Genomic DNA, 252 nt, shown 5'->3' with positions numbered 1-252 from the left:
GATGATCGGGCGGTCCGGATCGCCTTCCAGAAAGCTCACAATCACTTCCTGACCGATCCGTGGAATCTGCATCGAGCCCCAGTTCTTGCCCGCCCATGCTTGAGATACGCGGATCCAGCAGGAGCTGTTTTCGTTGGACTGGTCGTGCCGGTCCCAGTAGAAATGCACCTTGACCCGGCCAAACTGGTCGGTCCAGATTTCCTCGCCGCTGGGGCCCACGACGATGGCGGTTTGCGGGCCTTTTACGATGGG

At 59.9% G+C, this 252-nt stretch carries 1 pseudogene (only partly in view); it reads right to left on the bottom strand.

Going from position 1 to position 252, the window contains the following annotated elements:
* Nucleotides 1–252 (bottom strand): annotated as a pseudogene (tssI, locus tag AO242_RS21955) (type VI secretion system tip protein TssI/VgrG) (its annotated part continues 774 nt past the right edge of the window); the annotation flags it as partial.

It is taken from the genome of Pseudomonas sp. ICMP 561, from assembly GCF_002699985.1.
Taxonomy (GTDB): Bacteria; Pseudomonadota; Gammaproteobacteria; order Pseudomonadales; family Pseudomonadaceae; genus Aquipseudomonas; species Aquipseudomonas quasicaspiana.
Note: the sequence above shows the minus strand (reverse complement) of the source record. Positions and strands in the feature narration are given on the sequence as shown.